15 protein-coding genes and 2 pseudogenes are annotated in these 15,582 nt (G+C 58.4%); 12 read left to right on the forward strand and 5 right to left on the reverse strand.

Features of this window, described 5'->3' with window-relative positions; translation table 11 throughout:
- Positions 1–23 precede the first annotated feature (23 nt).
- A complete protein-coding gene (locus tag WA225_RS10635; RefSeq protein WP_003213031.1) occupies positions 24–260 on the reverse strand; it encodes a DUF3820 family protein in 237 nt (78 codons plus the stop codon).
- Positions 261–465: 205 nt separating this feature from the next.
- On the opposite strand from WA225_RS10635, the gene WA225_RS10640 reads away from it, so the two are divergent.
- Positions 466–933 carry a ferritin-like domain-containing protein gene (locus tag WA225_RS10640; protein WP_064391705.1) on the forward strand — a complete coding sequence of 156 codons (468 nt, stop codon included), beginning with the start codon at positions 466–468 and terminating at the stop codon, positions 931–933.
- A 265-nt stretch (positions 934–1,198) separates the two neighbouring features.
- On the opposite strand, the gene WA225_RS10645 is transcribed toward WA225_RS10640, so the two are convergent.
- Both WA225_RS10645 and WA225_RS10650 read right to left on the reverse strand, forming a co-directional pair.
- On the reverse strand, positions 1,199–1,669 hold the full coding sequence (locus WA225_RS10645; RefSeq protein WP_003227420.1) for a MaoC family dehydratase: 471 nt from the start codon (positions 1,667–1,669) through the stop codon (positions 1,199–1,201).
- Positions 1,670–1,711: 42 nt separating this feature from the next.
- Entirely contained in the window at positions 1,712–2,656 is a 945-nt protein-coding gene (locus tag WA225_RS10650; RefSeq protein ID WP_422607889.1) for an alpha/beta hydrolase, read from the reverse strand.
- 199 nt (positions 2,657–2,855) lie between these two features.
- Between WA225_RS10650 and fadD2 the strand changes: the two genes are divergently transcribed.
- Entirely contained in the window at positions 2,856–4,544 is a 1,689-nt protein-coding gene (gene fadD2, locus WA225_RS10655) for a long-chain-fatty-acid--CoA ligase FadD2 (protein WP_422607890.1), read from the forward strand.
- Between the two features lie 355 nt (positions 4,545–4,899).
- A complete protein-coding gene (gene fadD1 / locus WA225_RS10660; protein ID WP_095048180.1) occupies positions 4,900–6,597 on the forward strand; it encodes a long-chain-fatty-acid--CoA ligase FadD1 in 1,698 nt (565 codons plus the stop codon).
- Positions 6,598–6,830: 233 nt separating this feature from the next.
- Here the strand turns inward: fadD1 and WA225_RS10665 are convergent, their stop codons facing one another.
- The gene (locus WA225_RS10665; protein ID WP_422607891.1) at positions 6,831–7,208 is read right to left on the reverse strand and encodes a hypothetical protein; all 378 of its coding nucleotides are present in this window, start codon (positions 7,206–7,208) and stop codon (positions 6,831–6,833) included.
- 196 nt (positions 7,209–7,404) lie between these two features.
- Here WA225_RS10665 and WA225_RS10670 point away from each other — a divergent pair, with 196 nt between their 5' ends.
- From WA225_RS10670 to def, 3 genes are all read left to right on the forward strand, one after another.
- Positions 7,405–7,596 carry a CsbD family protein gene (locus WA225_RS10670; RefSeq protein ID WP_422607892.1) on the forward strand — a complete coding sequence of 64 codons (192 nt, stop codon included), beginning with the start codon at positions 7,405–7,407 and terminating at the stop codon, positions 7,594–7,596.
- A 165-nt stretch (positions 7,597–7,761) separates the two neighbouring features.
- Positions 7,762–8,712 carry a YihY/virulence factor BrkB family protein gene (locus tag WA225_RS10675; RefSeq protein ID WP_422607893.1) on the forward strand — a complete coding sequence of 317 codons (951 nt, stop codon included), beginning with the start codon at positions 7,762–7,764 and terminating at the stop codon, positions 8,710–8,712.
- A gap of 2 nt (positions 8,713–8,714) precedes the next feature.
- Positions 8,715–9,254 (forward strand): peptide deformylase, encoded by a 540-nt coding sequence (gene def / locus WA225_RS10680; protein ID WP_422607894.1) that lies wholly within the window; start codon positions 8,715–8,717, stop codon positions 9,252–9,254.
- 127 nt (positions 9,255–9,381) lie between these two features.
- On the opposite strand, the gene WA225_RS10685 is transcribed toward def, so the two are convergent.
- Complete coding sequence (locus WA225_RS10685) at positions 9,382–9,801, reverse strand: GNAT family N-acetyltransferase (RefSeq protein WP_422607895.1); 420 nt, start codon at positions 9,799–9,801, stop codon at positions 9,382–9,384.
- Positions 9,802–10,126: 325 nt separating this feature from the next.
- Here WA225_RS10685 and WA225_RS10690 point away from each other — a divergent pair, with 325 nt between their 5' ends.
- The 6 genes and pseudogenes from WA225_RS10690 to WA225_RS10715 all read left to right on the forward strand — a co-directional run.
- The gene (locus tag WA225_RS10690) at positions 10,127–11,068 is read left to right on the forward strand and encodes a fatty acid desaturase (RefSeq protein ID WP_422607896.1); all 942 of its coding nucleotides are present in this window, start codon (positions 10,127–10,129) and stop codon (positions 11,066–11,068) included.
- Positions 11,069–11,207: 139 nt separating this feature from the next.
- Positions 11,208–11,999 (forward strand): phosphate/phosphite/phosphonate ABC transporter substrate-binding protein, encoded by a 792-nt coding sequence (locus WA225_RS10695; protein ID WP_422607897.1) that lies wholly within the window; start codon positions 11,208–11,210, stop codon positions 11,997–11,999.
- A 115-nt stretch (positions 12,000–12,114) separates the two neighbouring features.
- Positions 12,115–12,642, forward strand: coding sequence for a sigma-70 family RNA polymerase sigma factor (locus WA225_RS10700; RefSeq protein ID WP_422607898.1), 528 nt, complete (start codon positions 12,115–12,117; stop codon positions 12,640–12,642).
- A complete protein-coding gene (locus WA225_RS10705) occupies positions 12,639–13,652 on the forward strand; it encodes an ABC transporter substrate-binding protein (RefSeq protein ID WP_064119153.1) in 1,014 nt (337 codons plus the stop codon). Before WA225_RS10700 ends, WA225_RS10705 begins: the two co-directional genes overlap by 4 nt.
- A 566-nt stretch (positions 13,653–14,218) precedes the next feature.
- Positions 14,219–14,995: pseudogene (locus WA225_RS10710) on the forward strand (PAS domain-containing protein); the annotation flags it as partial.
- A 120-nt stretch (positions 14,996–15,115) separates the two neighbouring features.
- Positions 15,116–15,538 (forward strand): annotated as a pseudogene (locus WA225_RS10715) (methyl-accepting chemotaxis protein); the annotation flags it as partial.
- Positions 15,539–15,582: the final 44 nt, after the last annotated feature.

Genomic DNA, 15,582 nt, shown 5'->3' on the forward strand with positions numbered 1-15,582 from the left:
TAACTCAGGATGAGGAGGGCGCTTCAATGGCGCGGGGCAGGTTTGCCGTGTTTGGCGCGCAGCGGTTCGAGCAATTCCGACAGGCCGTTATGGTCGATCTCCTGCATCAGCGCGAGCAAGCCACCGAGTTCGCCGTGCGGGAAACCTTCGCGGGCGAACCAGTTCAGGTACGGGCCTGGCAGGTCGGCAATGATCCGGCCCTTGTACTTGCCGAAGGGCATTTCGCGGGTGATCAGCAGTTCGAGTTTTTCGGGATTCATCAGTGAGATCGTCTGGCTTTAAATCAGATTGGAAAATACAGGCATTCTGCATGCAGGCCAAATGACAGATCATGCAAATAACCGTGATACGGATAGTTCATTTATATTTAAGTTGTTGATATATAACGATTTTTTATAAATAAAAAAGCTGGCACGCACACTGCAATATCCCTTGCATCTTCCACCGATCGCAAGGAATTGAAAAATGACCGACATGAATAAAGAAGCCATCTCTGTACTCAATGACCTGATTGAAACCTGCAAGGACGGTCAGGAAGGGTTCAAGACTTGCGCTGAAGACATCAAGCATCCAGAACTGAAAACCCTGTTTGTTACTCGCTCTGCCGATTGCGCCACCGCGGCGGCTGAACTGCAAGCCGAGGTTCGCAAACTGGGCGGTGATCCGGAAACCTCTACCAGCGTGAGTGGTGATCTGCACCGTCGCTGGGTCGACGTCAAAGCCATGTTCACCGGCAAAGACGAAGAGGCCGTGCTCAACGAAGCCGAGCGCGGTGAAGACCATGCGCTGAAGGCTTATCGTGAAGCCATCGAGAAGATCAACAAGCATAACCTGGTGGGTATTCGTGATCTGGTTGAACGCCAATACCACGGCGTACAACGCAATCACGACCAGGTGAAAGCCCTGCGTAACCAGGCTCGCGCTCGCTCTTAAGCGTTAGCCGGGTAGAAAAAACGCCAGCTAGTCTGGCGTTTTTTTGTGTCCGGGGGAAAGCTAAAGCAAGAGCCCCTCACCCTAGCCCTCTCCCGGAGGGAGAGGGGACTGATCGGGGAGCTCTTTCGAGGTACGCCGACCTGGGATATCCAGTCGAACTCAGGTTTTGAAAAGCACGGAGATCGGCTCCCTTTCCCCCTCGCTCCCCTTGGGGGAGAGGGCTGGGGTGAGGGGGAAAAGCTCTCACTGACACACCACCCATCAATCAGCCAATGCTAATCGCCGGCAAAGTCGGCAACGTCACCGTCTGCTGCTTGCGCGGCGCCAGAATCTCCGCCTCGCCATCCACCACCAACTCATCACGCTGGTTGAAAACGCGAGTGGCAATGCGTACACGAAACTTCGGCAGTTTCTCAAGAATTTCCAGGCGCACTGTCAGCGTGTCGCCAATCTTCACCGGCTTCTGAAAGCTCATCTGCTGACCGATATAAATAGTGCCCGGCCCAGGCAACTCACAGGCAACGGCGGCACTGATCAGCGCGCCGCTGAACATACCGTGAGCGATTCGCTCCTTGAACATGCTGGCGGCAGCGAACTCGGCGTCCAGGTGCACCGGGTTGTGATCGCCCGACATCGCGGCGAACAATTGAATGTCACGCTCTTCGACGGTCTTGCTGTAGCTGGCGGTCTGGCCGACTTCGAGGGCTTCGTAGGGGATGTTGGTAACCTGGGTCATCGGGCTTGATTCCTCTGATGGATTAAATGAATCCACAAAAAATTACTCGCTGCGGTGAGGGCGCGGATGGCTCAGGACCTGGTCGATCCAGGCCAGCACATCGGCGATCACTTCATCGCGGTTGGTTTCGTTGAACAATTCGTGCCGCGCCTGCGGGTAGATCTTCAGTTGCAGGTTTTGGCTGCCGGCGCTGCGCAAGGCATTGGCCAGATCTGTCAGACGCTTGCCTTCACTCACCGGATCACATTCGCCGCCGATTACCATCAGTGGCAGGCCCGGGTCGATCTGGGCGAGATTGGACGCTTTGCTGATTTGCTGCAAGCCGCCGAGCAGGTCGATCCACAGCTGATTGGTGCAGCGAAAGCCGCACAGCGGATCGCTGACGTACTTGTCGACTTCCAGCGGGTCGCGGCTCAGCCAGTCGAACGGCGTGCGCACCGGTTTGAATGTGTTGTTGAACGAGCCGAACGACAACCACTCGATCAACGCACTGCGGCCCTTGCCGCCCTGGCGCAGTTTTTCCAGTCGGGCGATCTGCCGGGCAGCGCCATACAGGGCCACCGGTTGAAAGTTCGAACCGCTGAGAATCGCTCCGTGCAGACTGGCGCTGTGATGCAGCAAATAACCTTGGGCGAGGTAACTGCCCATGCTGTGCCCGAGCAAAATGATCGGCACACCGGGGTGCTGCTGGCCGATGTGCTGATTGAGGCTCGCCAGATCGCCCAGCACTTTGCACCAGCCATCGTCATCGGCGAAATGCCCGAGCGTGCCCTGATCGGCCGTTTGGCCATGACCGCGCAAGTCCGGGGCATACACCCCGTAATCTTTGTCGCAAAAAATGTCGGCCAGTCGTGCGTAGCGACCGCTGTGCTCGGCCATACCGTGGGCCAGCAGAATCACCGCTTTCATCGGCGCTGAAGGCAGCCATTGATTGACGAACAGGCGGCTGCGGTCACTCGCATCCAGCCAGAGGGTGTGGTGGATCATAGCGATTCCTTTGCTCAGAGTCGGAACATTGTATAGCGCGTCTGATCAGCCCACGCCACGGCAGGAAGATTCACACGATCAATGACGGCTTTGCCCATATTTGCCTCAATGGCCATAGCTGCTAGTGTCCGTGAAGCTCCGCTTTTTCAGAAATGACAGAAAGCGGCCCGGATCGGCTCAGGTAAAGAGGACAAGAACAATGCAACCTGATTTCTGGAATGACAAACGCCCGGCCGGCGTACCGCTGGACATCGACATGGGGGAATTCAAGTCGGTGATCGAGGTGTTTGAGCGTTCCTGCAAAAAGTTCGCCGATCGTCCGGCCTTCAGCAACATGGGCGTGACCCTGACCTACGCCGAACTGGAGCGCCAGAGCGCGGCCTTCGCCGGCTATCTGCAAGCGCACACCGATCTGCTGCCGGGCGATCGCATCGCGGTGCAGATGCCCAACGTCCTGCATTACCCGATTGCCGTGTTTGGTGCCTTGCGCGCCGGGCTGATCGTGGTCAACACCAACCCGCTGTACACCGCGCGGGAGATGCGCCATCAGTTCAAAGATTGCGGCGCGCGGGCGCTGGTGTACCTGAACATGTTCGGCCAGAAAGTCGAGGAAGTGCTGCCCGACACCGATATTCAATACCTGATCGAAGCGAAGATGGGCGACCTGATGCCCACCGCCAAGGGTTGGCTGGTCAACACCGTGGTCAGCAAAGTGAAGAAAATGGTCCCGGCGTATGCGCTGCCGCAGGCGATCTCTTTCAAGAGTGCGCTGCGCCTGGGGCGTGGCCTGGGCATCAAGCCACTGAAGGTCGGCCTCGATGACATCGCCGTGTTGCAATACACCGGCGGCACTACCGGGCTGGCCAAGGGCGCGATGCTCACTCACGGTAACCTGGTGGCGAACATGCAACAGGTGCGCGCCTGCCTCGCGCAACTTGGCCCTGATGGCCAGCCGCTGCTGCGCGAAGGCCAGGAAGTGATGGTTGCGCCGCTGCCGCTCTATCACATCTATGCCTTCACCGCGAATTGCATGTGCATGATGGTTTCCGGCAACCACAACGTCCTGATCACCAATCCACGTGATATCGCCGGGTTCATCAAGGAGCTGAAGAACTGGCGTTTCTCGGCACTGCTGGGGCTGAACACACTGTTTGTCGCGCTGATGGATCATCCGGATTTCAAGACCCTCGACTTCTCCAGCCTGAAACTCACCAACTCCGGCGGCACCGCGTTGGTCAAGGCCACCGCCGAACGCTGGGAGCAGATCACCGGTTGTCGCATCACCGAAGGTTACGGTCTGACCGAAACGTCGCCGGTGGCCTGCACCAACCCGTATGGCGATCAGTCGCGGCTCGGTACGGTCGGTTTGCCGGTGCCAGGCACGCTACTGAAAGTCATCAACGATGACGGCGTCGAGCAGCCGATGGGCGAGCGCGGCGAGCTGTGCATCAAGGGGCCGCAGATCATGAAGGGCTATTGGAACAAGCCTGAAGCCACCGCTGAAGTGCTGGATGCCGAGGGCTGGTTCAAGTCCGGTGACATCGCCGTGATCGATCCGGACGGTTTCGTGCGCATCGTCGATCGCAAGAAGGACATGATCATCGTCTCCGGCTTCAACGTGTACCCAAACGAAATCGAAGACGTGGTGATGGCCCACCCGAAAGTCGCCAACTGCGCGGTGATCGGTGTGCCGGACGAGCGTTCCGGGGAGGCGGTGAAGCTGTTTGTGGTGCCGCGGGAAACCGGCGTCAGTCTTGAAGAGCTGAAGGCCTACTGCAAAGAGAATTTCACCGCGTACAAGGTGCCGAAACACATTGTGTTGCGTGAGTCATTGCCGATGACGCCTGTCGGGAAAATTCTGCGGCGCGAGTTGCGCGATATCGCGTAATCGGTGAATGGCCGGGCTTCGCGCGATCGCGGGCAAGCCACGCTCCCACAGGTTCTCTGTCACCCTGTGGGAGCGGGCTTGCCCGCGATGCTTTTGAGAGAAAGCCCCAGTTTCAGGGGCTTTCAAGGCGCTCTAGGATTTTTGCTCTAAAATGACTGCTAGATAGTCTTGAGTCATGAATATGACTGTAGGGGCCGCTTTTGGCTCTAGTCGACCCTCGGCAAAGCTGCTACTCTCGGCGCGCTTTGTGACTTCTCGGCCTCTCTGAAAGCCAGATTCACCAATACAAAACACACACCAATAATAATCGCATCAAATGCGGTGAAGAATTCGCGTTGCTGAGGAGTGGGCTTCCATGATCGAAGACTTTTGGAAGGATAAATACCCGGCTGGAATTGCTGCCGACATCAATCCAGACGAGTATCCGAACATTCAGGCAGTGTTGAAGCAATCCTGCCAACGCTTCGCCAACAAACCGGCTTTCAGCAATCTGGGCAAGACAATCACCTACGGTGAACTGTACGAATTGTCCGGTGCGTTTGCCGCGTATCTGCAACAGCATACCGACTTGCAGCCCGGTGATCGAATCGCCGTGCAACTGCCCAACGTTCTGCAGTACCCGGTCGCCGTCTTCGGCGCTATCCGTGCCGGGCTGATCGTGGTCAACACCAACCCGCTGTACACCGCGCGGGAAATGGAACACCAGTTCAACGACTCCGGTGCCAAAGCCCTTGTTTGCCTGGCGAACATGGCGCATCTGGCTGAAACCGTGGTGCCGAAAACCGGCGTCAAACACGTCATCGTCACCGAAGTTGCCGACCTGCTGCCGCCGATCAAGCGCCTGCTGATCAACAGCGTCATCAAATACGTGAAGAAGATGGTGCCGGCCTATCACTTGCCCAAAGCCGTCAAGTTCAATGACGTGCTGAGCAAGGGCCAGGGCCAGCCTGTGGCTGAAGCCAACCCGGACAGCGGCGACGTCGCGGTGCTGCAATACACCGGTGGCACCACTGGCGTGGCCAAGGGCGCGATGCTGACGCACCGTAACCTCGTCGCCAACATGCTGCAGTGCAAGGCGCTGATGGGTTCCAACCTCAACGAAGGTTGCGAGATCCTGATCACGCCGCTGCCGCTGTACCACATCTATGCGTTCACCTTTCATTGCATGGCAATGATGCTGATCGGCAACCACAACATCCTGATCAGCAACCCGCGTGACCTGCCGGCGATGGTCAAGGAACTGTCGAAGTGGAAGTTCAGCGGTTTCGTTGGCCTCAACACCCTGTTTGTGGCGCTGTGCAACAACGAAGGCTTCCGCAAGCTGGATTTCTCCGCGCTGAAAGTCACTCTGTCCGGCGGCATGGCCCTGCAACTGGCCGCTGCCGAGCGCTGGAAAGCCGTCACCGGCTGCGCCATCTGCGAAGGTTACGGCATGACCGAAACCAGCCCGGTGGCCACGGTCAACCCGATCCAGAACATTCAGATCGGCACCATCGGCATTCCGGTGCCGTCGACCCTGTGCAAAGTCATCGACGATGCCGGTGTCGAGCAGCCGCTGGGTGAAATCGGCGAACTGTGCGTCAAAGGCCCGCAAGTGATGAAGGGCTACTGGCAGCGCCAGGAAGCCACCGATGAAATGCTCGACAGCGAAGGCTGGCTGAAGACTGGCGATATCGCGCTGATCCAGCCGGACGGCTACATGCGCATTGTCGATCGCAAGAAAGACATGATTCTGGTCTCCGGTTTCAACGTTTATCCGAACGAGCTGGAAGACGTGCTGGCGACCCTGCCGGGCGTGTTGCAGTGCGCGGCCATCGGCGTGCCGGACGAGAAGTCGGGCGAAGCGATCAAGATTTTCATCGTCGCCAAACCGGGCGTGACGCTGACCAAGGAAACCGTGATGGAGCACATGCGTGCCAACGTCACCGGCTACAAGGTGCCGCGTTCGGTGGAGTTCCGTGATGCGCTGCCGACGACCAACGTCGGCAAGATCCTGCGTCGCGAGCTGCGGGATGAAGAGCTGAAGAAGATCAAGGCCAAGTCCGCCGCCTAAAAACACCAAGCCCCGCAGATGCGGGGCTTTTTGTTGGGTGCGGGGCAGGGCTTGGATTTCGCGTTGAGCCTACCCCTCATCGGAACGCCGCCCGCCCAGCTCTCTCCCGAGGGAGAGGGAGCTGATCGGGGGCTTTTCAGAATCTGAGTTCGACTCGATATTTCAGGTCGGCGTACCTTGCCCAGACACCTCGGTCAGTCCCCTCTCCCTCTGGGAGAGGGTTAGGGTGAGGGCTATTGACGAAACGGCGCGAAATTCACGTTGGTCCCCGCCGGACGCATGTCCTGCAGATACGAATCCTTGTCCGCACTCAATTCCAGGCTCAATGCCGCCTTGCGCTTGCCTTGATTGCGAATCACCAGCCCTTCAAGCTTTTCACGCAGGAACACCGTCGGCACCTTCAGGTGCAGCAACTCGTCGGTGGCCGGCGTGTGCATCAGCAAGTGAATCCACTCGTACTGACCGATGGCCAGACGCGACACCGGCAGGTCGAACCACCAGATGTTGCGGTTACGGTTCAGTTCGGCGAAGTGGCAGTTGTTGGTGCCGAGCACGGCACCGCCCAGTTCCTTGTTGCGTCGGGCGATGGCCTGCGTTTTATCGAGTTTCATAACATTCCTGCGGGATCGGTTCCTGGCGCGTGGCGCCCATATGGTGGGCATTCTCGTGGGTTGGGCAGCAAACATAAAGCCCAACCTGCACGCCACGACGAAATGCCCCCCGAAAATAAATGAAACTTGGCGCAAACCCGGCCAGTCAATCATTACGTACTGACTTTTCCCCCTAATTGCACCAAGGAGAAACACCATGAGTAGCACAGGCGATAAAGTAAAAGGCATGGCCAACGAAGCGGTCGGCAACGTCAAGCAAGGCGTCGGTAAAGCGACTGACAACGACAAACTGCAGGTTGAAGGCAAAATTCAAGAGAAAAAAGGCGAAGCCCAGCAAGCGGTCGGCAAAGCCAAAGACGCTGTGAAAAAAGGCGTCGACAAGGCGTAACTCAGCCTTGAACGAAAGACACGAACGGCCATCCAAGGATGGCCGTTTTTGTGTCGAAATTCTGCTGAGACCCGGCAAGGTTCGCCAAACAGGCTACCTTGATGTAAAAAACGGCCCCTGAGTCGCCACGACTTCAAACCTGTATAGCGGCGAAAGGAGACGCGAATGATTTTTCCGGACATGAAAGGTCTGCCCCTGCACCGGGTGATGGTGCGCACGGTGACGGAATTCGTCGACGACGAGATGTCGACTTACGCCTCGGCACTGGCCTACCAGATGCTGTTTTCGCTGTTCCCGTTCATTCTGTTCCTGATCGCGCTGATCGGTTTCCTGCACCTGCCGGACTTCTTCTCCTGGCTGCGCCTGCAATCGGAACTGGTCCTGCCACCGCAGGCACTTGAGCAGGTCAACCCGGTGATCGACCAGTTGCAGCAGTCCAAGGGCGGCCTGCTCTCGGTCGGTATCGTGATTGCCCTGTACACCGCGTCTGCCGGTGTGCGCTTGATGATGAGTGCGATGAACGCGGCGTACGACGTGGTCGAAGGCCGGCCGGTATGGAAGCGCTTCCCGCTGTCGATTTTCTACACCGTTGGCATCGCCGGCATGCTGTTGGTGGCCGCCGCGCTGATGGTGCTCGGGCCGCAGGTGATGGGCTGGATCGCTGCGCAGGTCGGCCTGGAAGAAGTCATCGTAACCGTGTGGACCATCGCGCGCTGGCCGGTGATCGTGATCTTGATGATGGTCGCCGTGGCGCTGATCTACTACGTGATGCCGGACGTCAAACAGGAATTCCGCTTCATCACACCCGGCTCGGTACTGGCCGTGGTGGTATGGATCATCGCTTCGTTGGGCTTTGCGTTTTATGTGAAAACCTTCGCCAACTACAACGCGATGTATGGCAGCATCGGGGCGATCATCGTGCTGTTGCTGTACTTCTACATTTCCGCCGCAGTGTTGCTGCTGGGGGCAGAAATGAACGCGGTGATCGAGCACATGTCCAGCGAGGGCAAGGACGCGGGTGAGAAAGTCCCCGGCGAACTCGATGAACATCCCAAACAACACGTCTCGGGCCTGGGTCGCGATCACTCGATCAAGCCGGACACTGACGAAGTCTGATCATGATTCGTGAAATTCTGAAAATGGGCGACGAGCGCCTGCTGCGCATTGCGCCGCCGGTACCGGCCGAGATGTTCGACAGCCCTGAACTGTGGCAACTGATCGACGACATGTTCCAGACCATGGAAAGCGTCGGCGGCGTCGGCCTGGCTGCGCCGCAGATCGGCGTTGATCTGCAACTGGTGATCTTTGGGTTCGAGCACAGCGAACGTTACCCGGACGCTGAAGCGGTGCCGCAGACGATCCTGATCAATCCGCTGATCACACCGCTGAGCCCGCTCACGGAAGAGGGCTTCGAAGGCTGTCTGTCGGTGCCAGGTTTGCGTGGCGCGGTGGATCGCTATCAGCAGATTCGCTATGAGGGTGTTGATCCGAAGGGCGAGCCGATTGTGCGCACTGCGTCGGGCTTCCACGCACGGGTTGTGCAGCACGAATGCGATCACCTGATCGGCCGGCTGTACCCGTCGCGCATTACCGATTTCAGCAAGTTCGGTTTTACCGAAGTGATGTTTCCGGACCTCGATCCCGCAGCCGACGATTGATCCTGCAAACACCGCCATCCCTTGTGGGAGCGAGCTTGCTCGCGAATGCGATAGATCAGTGACGTCTTCATTGACTGACACTCCGCCTTCGCGAGCAAGCTCGCTCCCACAGGTTTTGCGTTGCACATCAGGATTTAGAGGGTCTCAGCTCCATCGCAATCATCGGCTTGCTCCGCGCATACCGGCTCAACCGCTCCGCCATCGCCTGCGGCAGCGCCGGGTCGAAGGTGAACCCGCGTCGCTCATAAAACTCACGCAGATCCGGATGGCAGAACAGCCACACCGGCTCGCTCACATCCTCCACTGCCACCGCGATCAACTGCGCGGCAATCCCTTGCTCACGACACCCGGGATCCACAAACAACCCGGTCAACCAATGCCCCCCGGCCACTGGCCGTAAACATAATGCGGCGACAATCTCACCACGCCGCGCTACCCACAATTGTGCCTCGCGAACGGCCTTCATCGAGGATTGGTGGCTGCGGTAAAACTTGTTCATCAACGGCCATAACGACTCGTCGAGCAGGCTGTATTGGGTGTCGGGCATGGGATCGGACTGTCGGCGCTGAAAGCGGCGATTATAAAAGAACGCGCGCAACAGGATAGGTGTATACCTGAGCCTACATCCCCTGTGAGTGGAGTACGCATCATGTCCAAAGGTATGGATTCAAAGAAAGCCGCGAAGAAGAAACCGGCCAAGACCGCGATTGAAAAACGCGCAGAGAAGAAAGCCAAAAAGGTCGACATCTTCGGTCACTGATCACGCCTTTCCGGAGCCCGGTTCTCGGGCTCCTGCCTGAACCTGAAAATAATCTGCAAGATTGCGCAGCGTCGTTGCACAGAAGGGCAAGACTCCCGCTTCGAGCAACGCCATGCCCCATTACTTCGACGCCGCCCACCGTCAGCAAATCGAAACCCTGCGCCAACGCTTTACCGCCCGCACCGAATGGCCCACCTGGCTGTTGCTGATCGGCGTTTACGGCAGTTGGTTCACCATTGTGCTCAATAGCCATTGGCTCGGTCGTGGCGTGAGCACGGTGCTGCTGATCCCGTTGCTGGTGCTCTGGTTGTCAGTGCAACACGAACTGCTTCACGGGCATCCGACGCGCTGGAACCTGGTCAACAAAATCCTCGGCTATGCGCCATTCGCAGTCTGGTATCCGTACACGCTCTATCGCGACAGTCACTTGCTGCACCATCGCGATGAGAATTTGACCGTGCCCGGTGTCGACCCGGAAAGTCGCTACCTGACGGCAGCACGCTGGCAGGGCAGTTCGCTGTTCGAACGCAGTCTGCATTGGCTGAACAAAACCGTCCTCGGCCGTTTCGCGATGGGTGCGCCACTGGCGCTGTTGGCGCTCGCCAGCGAGGAGCTGCAACGCTTGAAAAACGGCGAGCGCCAGGCTTGGCTGATGTGGCTGACCCACGGCGCGTTCACCCTGCTGATGCTGGGGTTCATCGCCCGCTACAGCGCGCTGCCGGTGTGGCATTACCTGTTGTTGATCAGCGTGCCGGCGCTGTCGATCGCGATGATTCGCTCCTACTACGAACATCGCCCGCATGCGCAACCGGAACAACGCACGGTGCTCAATGAGGCCGGTTGGCCGTGGCGCTGGTTGTTCCTCAATCTGAATTTTCATCTGGTGCATCACGACTTGCCGAAGCTTTCGTGGTACGACTTGCCCAAGGTTTACCGGATGCATCGCGAGCAATGGATTGCGCGCAGTGGCGGGTTTCTGGTGCGAGGGTATGGCGAGTTCTGGCGCCGTCATGGCATCAAGCCAATCGACAGCCCGCAGCATCCGTTCCACTAACCCAAGAACACCACCGACCCCTGTGGGAGTGAGCTTGCTCGCGAATGCGGCGTATCAGTCCAAAATGTTTTGAATGACACACCGCATTCGCGAGCAAGCTCGCTCCCACATTGGAAAATCGTTGTATGAGAAAGCACTGATGAGCCAACACCACACCGAACTCCTGATGTACGTCGCCCCCGAGCCGATCCGCGCGGCGAATGAGCGCTGGATTGCGCGCATCCTCGAGCAGCTTGGGCACACGCGTCTGAGCGCTGATGGCCTGTCATTGCCCGAACTCTGGTTATCACCGGATCTGTTGCTCACGCAAACCTGCGGCTATCCGCTGATGACCGCGTTGCGCGGGCAGGTGCGCCTCGTCGGCCGCCCACGCTACGAACTGCCCGACGCCAGCGCCGGCAATCATTGCAGCCTGATTCTCAGCCGTGCCGATGACCCACGCCAAACCCTCGCGCAGTTGCGCGACAGTCGCGGGGTGATCAACAGTGAGGATTCCAACAGTGGCATGAACCTGTTCCGTCAGCGCCTGGCACCGCTGCATCAGCACGGGCAATTCTTCGCTTCGGTCGGCATCAGCGGTGGTCATCGCGAAAGCCTGCGCTGGTTGCGCGAACACCGCGCCGATCTGGCGGCCATCGACAGCGTCACCTACGCCTACCTGGCGCAGCATGCGCCGCACGAGGTCAGCGCCTTGCGAGTGATTGCGCGCAGTGCCCTGAGCCCGACTCTGCCGTTCATTACTGTCGCCAGCGCCACGGACGAGCAGATCGAAACGCTTCGGCACGTGATGAACCAGACCTTGCGCGAACTGCCCGACGTCGCGAAAACACTGGGCTTGCCGGAAATACTGCCGGCGAGCACCCGTGATTACCAGATTCTCCTCGACTATCAACAAGAGGCCGAGGCGGCGGGCTATAGCCACGTTCGCTAATGCATTAATGGAATATAAGAATTCGTTTTAAGTATTTTTAACGAATAAGGCGCCTTGCTACGATCGCGCCACCGGACGACCGGACATTCAAGCGACCCCTAACCCAGGAGCCCCTATGTCCGGCGCCGAGCTTTGCCATCGCCACACCGTGGACGGTCTGTTCCGCGCCCACTACCGCTGGCTCTGCGCTTACCTGCGCGGTCATGTGCATGACCGCGCCAGCAGCGAAGACATTGCCGCAGAAACCTTCGCGCAATTGCTCCAGGCCCCGGCACTGACGGCCATTCGTGAACCTCGCGCCTTGCTGACGACCATCGCCCAGCGTCTGCTTTATCAGCGCTGGCGACGGGCTGACCTGGAGCGTCGTCATCGCCAGTCAATCGATGTCGATTACGCCGCCTCCCCCGAGGACCTCGTCACGCTCTCGCAAACCCTCCACCGCCTCGATCACAGCCTGCAACGCTTGCCCGGCAAGGTCCGCACGACTTTTCTGCTGGCGCGCATCGATGGCCTGACCTACCCGCAAATCGCTGCCGAACTGGGCATCTCCCAGCGTTCGGTCAGCGTGTACATGACGCGTTCCCAAGCACTGTGCGATCGCCACAGCGCCAACCAATTTCTGCAAGACAAGAGGTCCGCATGAGATCGATCAAAACCCTGCTCGGCAGCTCGCTATTGGCGTTGAGCCTGAGTGTCGGCGCTGTATCCGCAACGGAAAAAACCGCGCCGATTCACTTCGGCGACATCACTTGGGAAAGCGGCAGTTTCATCACCGAAGTGCTGCGCCTGATCGTTGAAAAAGGCTACGGCTACCCGACCGATACACTGCCGGGCAGCACCGTCAGCCTCGAAGCGGCGCTGGCGAAAAACGATATTCAGGTGATCGGCGAAGAGTGGGCCGGGCGCAGTCCGGCGTGGGTCAAGGCTGCCGGCGAGGGCAAGGTGTTCGGCCTCGGCGACACGGTCAAAGGCGCGACCGAAGGCTGGTGGGTGCCGGAATATGTGATCAAGGGCGACCCCGAGCGTGGGATCAAGCCGCTGGCGCCGGAGTTGAAATCAGTGGCGGACCTGCCGCGTTACAAGGATGTGTTCCGCGACCCGGAAGATCCGTCGCGCGGACGTTTCCTCAACAGCCCGACCGGCTGGACCTCGGAAATCGTCAACAGCCAGAAGCTCAAGGCTTATGCGCTGAACGACAGCTTCGTCAACTTCCGCACCGGTTCCGGCGCGGCGCTGGATGCCGAGGTGGCGTCGTCGATCAAGCGCGGTAAACCGGTGTTGTTCTACTACTGGTCACCGACGCCGCTGCTGGGTCGATTCAAACTGGTCAAACTCGATGAACCACCGTTCGATGCCGAGGCCTGGAAGACCCTGGCCGATGCCAACAACCCGAACCCCAAGGGCACGCGGTCGATGCCGGCAAGCCTGGCGATTGGTGTGTCGGCGCCGTTCAAGGCGCAGTACCCGGAACTGGTGACGTTCTTTGAAAAGGTCGACTTGCCGATAGATCTGTTGAACCAGACGTTGGCGGGAATGAGCGAAAAACGCTTGCAGCCGAGAGTGGTGGCGCAGGCGTTCTTGCGTGATCAGCCGCAGGTCTGGAAAGCTTGGGTGCCTGCGGATGTGGCGACCAAGGTGACTGGAAGTCTGTAAGTCATTTTTGTTGTTTTTGTAGTGCTGCAACTTTTGCCTTCGCGAGCAGGCTCGCTCCCACAAGGGAATGCGTTCCATATGTGGGAACGAGCCTGCTCGCGAAAGCGTCCGCCCCGGCAACATTTCTCCCCGCGCTGAACCGATTCTTGTGCAAAAAGTGCCAGATACTGGCCGACTAGTGGCCTTGCGCAAGCCTTCCCGCTGGCTATGCTTCCTGTAACTAACTATGTCGACCGTCATGCCAAACCATGCCGGATGCACAGCGTTGGTCCGTGAATTCATGCTGCCAGAGTGCGCAAGCCAAGGCACCGACACTGAACCAACAAGGAGCGTCGCCTACATGGAAGTTCTTCAACGCGTTAGGGCTGGCCCGCGTGCGGGCTATCAAGAGAAGGATGTCTTGATTAGAGCGTCGCTGCATGGACGCTCCGATTGATCATCATTTATCACCTGACAACTTCCTCCCGTGGAGGAATGCGTGTGCCTGTTCTGTGGAACGTAGTGGTGGATCTTGAAAGAACTGAACTTTCATCAAATCAAAAGACCGCGCTAAAGGTGATACAACCATGTTCAACCTACATCACAAGGCTGACCTGCAGGAAATCGAGCGCTTCAGCTGCGCACTGACCGAGGCCAACGCCAAGTTGGCAGCGATCAGCCGCTCGATGGCCATGATCGAGTTCAGCCCTGATGGCATCGTTCTCGATGCCAACGACAACTTCTGCAAGACCATGGGCTACAGCGCCGACGAAGTGCGCGGCAAGCATCATCGGGTGTTTTGTGAAGAGGCGTTCTACCGCAGCGAGGAATACGCCAAATTGTGGCGCGACCTGGCCCGTGGCGAACCGATCAGCGGCACGTTTCTGCGCTTGAACAAGGCCGGCAAAGAAGTCTGGCTCGAAGCCAGTTACATGCCGGTGTATGGCCCGGACAAACAAGTCAGAAGCGTGATCAAAGTGGCGGCGGACATCACCGCGCGGGTCAATAAAGAACACGAAGAAGAAAGCATGCTGGCGGCGATCAGTCGCTCGATGGCGGTGATCGAGTTCACCCCGGAAGGCAATGTCATCGCCGCCAACGACAACTTTCTGAAGACCATGCAGTACTCGCTCAATGAAATCGTCGGTCATCACCACAGCCTGTTCTGCCATCGTGCCGAAGCCGAATCTGCGCAGTACAAGGCCTTCTGGGCTTCGCTCAACCGCGGCGAATATCACTCGCATCGTTTCGAGCGCAAGAACAAGTCCGGGCAGATGGTTTACCTCGAAGCCTCCTACAACCCGCTGTTCGATGCCAAGGGCCGACTGTACAAAGTGGTGAAGTTCGCCAGCGACATCACCCATCAGATGACCACCTTGCAGAACGCTGCCGAATCGGCCCACAGCACTTCGGTACAAAACGACGCCTGCGCGCAAAAAGGCTCACAGGTCGTGCAGCAGACGGTGCAGATCATTCAGGACATTTCCCGCGACCTCAACGAAGCGGCGTCCAGCATCGATGCGGTCAGCAAACAATCGGACATCATCGGCACCATCGTCCAGACCATCCGCGGCATTGCCGATCAGACCAACCTGCTGGCGCTCAACGCCGCCATCGAAGCGGCGCGGGCCGGTGAACACGGGCGCGGGTTTGCCGTGGTAGCCGATGAAGTGCGCAGCCTCGCGGCGCGCACCAGTCAGGCCACGCTGGAAATTGTCGAAGTGGTGCGCAAGAACCATGACCTGTCGCTAAGTGCGGTGTCGAGTATGCAGTCGAGCCTGAGTCGGACCGGGCTCGGGGTGGAACTGGCGAATGAAGCGGGGGAGGTGATTCTGGAGATTCAGCAGGGTTCGCGGCATGTGGTGGATGCGATCAGCCAGTTCAATGAAACCCTGCAACTGAACTGATTTCTTCAGCTGGATACAATCAATGTGGGAGCGAGCTTGCTCGC

Source organism: Pseudomonas sp. (assembly GCF_049300855.1).
In the GTDB taxonomy this organism is placed as follows: domain Bacteria; phylum Pseudomonadota; class Gammaproteobacteria; order Pseudomonadales; family Pseudomonadaceae; genus Aquipseudomonas.

Bases quoted from the DNA above. Each gene is read 5' to 3' on its own strand.
- WA225_RS10635 (WP_003213031.1), bottom strand. From the start codon at position 260: ATGAATCCCGAAAAACTCGAACTGCTGATCACCCGCGAAATGCCCTTC.
- WA225_RS10640 (WP_064391705.1), top strand. From the start codon at position 466: ATGACCGACATGAATAAAGAAGCCATCTCTGTACTCAATGACCTGATT.
- WA225_RS10645 (WP_003227420.1), bottom strand. From the start codon at position 1,669: ATGACCCAGGTTACCAACATCCCCTACGAAGCCCTCGAAGTCGGCCAG.
- WA225_RS10650 (WP_422607889.1), bottom strand. From the start codon at position 2,656: ATGATCCACCACACCCTCTGGCTGGATGCGAGTGACCGCAGCCGCCTG.
- fadD2 (WP_422607890.1), top strand. From the start codon at position 2,856: ATGCAACCTGATTTCTGGAATGACAAACGCCCGGCCGGCGTACCGCTG.
- fadD1 (WP_095048180.1), top strand. From the start codon at position 4,900: ATGATCGAAGACTTTTGGAAGGATAAATACCCGGCTGGAATTGCTGCC.
- WA225_RS10665 (WP_422607891.1), bottom strand. From the start codon at position 7,208: ATGAAACTCGATAAAACGCAGGCCATCGCCCGACGCAACAAGGAACTG.
- WA225_RS10670 (WP_422607892.1), top strand. From the start codon at position 7,405: ATGAGTAGCACAGGCGATAAAGTAAAAGGCATGGCCAACGAAGCGGTC.
- WA225_RS10675 (WP_422607893.1), top strand. From the start codon at position 7,762: ATGATTTTTCCGGACATGAAAGGTCTGCCCCTGCACCGGGTGATGGTG.
- def (WP_422607894.1), top strand. From the start codon at position 8,715: ATGATTCGTGAAATTCTGAAAATGGGCGACGAGCGCCTGCTGCGCATT.
- WA225_RS10685 (WP_422607895.1), bottom strand. From the start codon at position 9,801: ATGCCCGACACCCAATACAGCCTGCTCGACGAGTCGTTATGGCCGTTG.
- WA225_RS10690 (WP_422607896.1), top strand. From the start codon at position 10,127: ATGCCCCATTACTTCGACGCCGCCCACCGTCAGCAAATCGAAACCCTG.
- WA225_RS10695 (WP_422607897.1), top strand. From the start codon at position 11,208: ATGAGCCAACACCACACCGAACTCCTGATGTACGTCGCCCCCGAGCCG.
- WA225_RS10700 (WP_422607898.1), top strand. From the start codon at position 12,115: ATGTCCGGCGCCGAGCTTTGCCATCGCCACACCGTGGACGGTCTGTTC.
- WA225_RS10705 (WP_064119153.1), top strand. From the start codon at position 12,639: ATGAGATCGATCAAAACCCTGCTCGGCAGCTCGCTATTGGCGTTGAGC.